Source organism: Propionivibrio sp. (genome assembly GCF_049316945.1).
In the GTDB taxonomy this organism is placed as follows: Bacteria; Pseudomonadota; Gammaproteobacteria; order Burkholderiales; family Rhodocyclaceae; genus Propionivibrio.
Window position 1 is genome coordinate 1 of record NZ_JBMOJE010000370.1, and the last position, 1,627, is coordinate 1,627.

At 60.0% G+C, this 1,627-nt stretch carries 3 protein-coding genes; 1 reads left to right on the forward strand and 2 read right to left on the reverse strand.

Features of this window, described 5'->3' with window-relative positions:
• Positions 1 to 89 precede the first annotated feature (89 nt).
• Entirely contained in the window at positions 90 to 848 is a 759-nt protein-coding gene (locus ACOYNV_RS28245; RefSeq protein WP_422903150.1) for a ProQ/FINO family protein, read from the forward strand.
• On the opposite strand, the gene ACOYNV_RS28250 is transcribed toward ACOYNV_RS28245, so the two are convergent.
• Both ACOYNV_RS28250 and ACOYNV_RS28255 read right to left on the reverse strand, forming a co-directional pair.
• Positions 793 to 1,203, reverse strand: coding sequence for a hypothetical protein (locus ACOYNV_RS28250; RefSeq protein ID WP_422903151.1), 411 nt, complete (start codon positions 1,201 to 1,203; stop codon positions 793 to 795). The two genes, ACOYNV_RS28245 and ACOYNV_RS28250, sit on opposite strands and share 56 nt — an antisense overlap.
• An 86-nt stretch (positions 1,204 to 1,289) precedes the next feature.
• Positions 1,290 to 1,627 (reverse strand): transglutaminase family protein (locus ACOYNV_RS28255; RefSeq protein ID WP_422903152.1); only part of this gene is annotated, 338 nt, incomplete at its 5' end.

Below are 1,627 nucleotides of genomic sequence, written 5' to 3' on the forward strand. Positions count from 1 at the left end.
AAGAATTTGAAGACCGGGCAGACCGTGAGCCGCGATGGTGCCATGAGCACGCCGGTTCTAGCGGAGTTCCTGGGTCTGGATCTTCCCTGATGACAAACCCCACAGAAAACCCGCTGCTCCCTGAGGCAAGCGCAGCCGTGCCGGATGCGTTTGAAGTTGAAGTTGCAGTCGAGGCTGCGCCAGCTTCGCCCAAAGGTACCGGTCAACGCCTCGCTCGTCGGCCATCCGTGCTGCCGGTGCTGGAAAAGTTGTTTGAACTCTACCCGCAGTTGTTCGGCGCCGAATTCCTGCCGCTCAAACTGGGCATCTTTCAGGAATTGCTGGCCAGGCACCCGGATCAACTGGAACGCAACAGCCTGAAGGCGGCGCTCGGCGTGCACACACGCTCCACGCTTTACCTGCAAAGCGTTGCCGCCGGTAAACCGCGCCACGACCTGCAGAGCTCGCCAGTGGAAGCGGTAGCGCCAGAGCACGTTTATCTGGCCTTGCTGGAGCTCTTTCGGCGTCGGCAGGGGCGCAGTGCACAGGACTTGCGGCCCAAGCTGCGCAAACAGCTGTTGACGGCGTTTGAGTCATCCGGCTTGAGCAGCCAGGACTACCAGGCGCGCATGCATGGCAACGACGAAGACGCCAACGCCCTGTTGGCAGAAGCCTTTGCCGAATACGAGCAGGAGCGTGCCCGGCAAGAGGCGCTGCGCCGCGCCTTCGAGGCCAGCGGTAAGACGGTCCCTGAGTTTGCTGCGATGTACGGGCTCGATGCGCGCGATGTGAATCGGGCACTGGCGCGCCAGGCTAGCGAAAGAAATGAAACAAGCCCCAGATCAGCAGGGCCAATTGAAGAAAATTGATCGCCATGCCGGCGATATGAAGATGGCGGAAGTCGGTTACTGCGTTTGAGTCTGCGCTTTCGATACGGATTCGCAAATCGTCCATCTGCGCGAGAAGTACCTTTCGCAGAAACAGCGCAATCAGCGCGATAACCAGCATGCCCGCAGAAAACGCAAATCCACCAACCAGCGCAAAACTGATCATCGGAATGCTGGCCGTACACAGCACCGCAACATAGTAGGTACTGAAGAAGCCGCGAATAAAGCGCGAATCCATGGGCGTGTCGTGTTTGAGTATCAGCAGGGGTAGCGAGCCCATGAAGAAATAGCCCATGCACATCAGCAGGGGAATGGTCGAAAACAGGGCAGTAGTCATCGGAAGCGGGCTTGATCGATAGCACGAAAGCCGGGATATTACCTTCGACGCGAACGGGCGCCTGCTGCCATGCTGCGAGGCCGACCCTAGCTCCGGCGCAAATCCAGCGTGAACGGAAATTCCCGACTCGCCGCCACGTTGATGGTGGCCGGTGGCACGACCAACGCGCCGGGCGTGTGGCCCATGGCAGCAAAGCGCGACATGCGCCGACTCTCTGCCTCATAGGCGTTGACCGGAAAGGTATCGGGGTTCAAGCCGCCAGGATGGGCTACGTAATACTGGCAGCCGCCGAGCGAGCGCTTCATCCAGGTATCGACAATGTCAAAGGTCAGCGGGGTGTCGATGCCGATGCTCGGGTGCAATGCCGAAGGCGGGTTCCATGCCTTGTAGCGCACGCCAGCGGCGTATTCGCCGGTGGTGCCGG

Coding starts and splice junctions, on each gene's coding strand:
- ACOYNV_RS28250 (WP_422903151.1), bottom strand. CDS start 1,203: ATGACTACTGCCCTGTTTTCGACCATTCCCCTGCTGATGTGCATGGGC.
- ACOYNV_RS28245 (WP_422903150.1), top strand. CDS start 90: ATGACAAACCCCACAGAAAACCCGCTGCTCCCTGAGGCAAGCGCAGCC.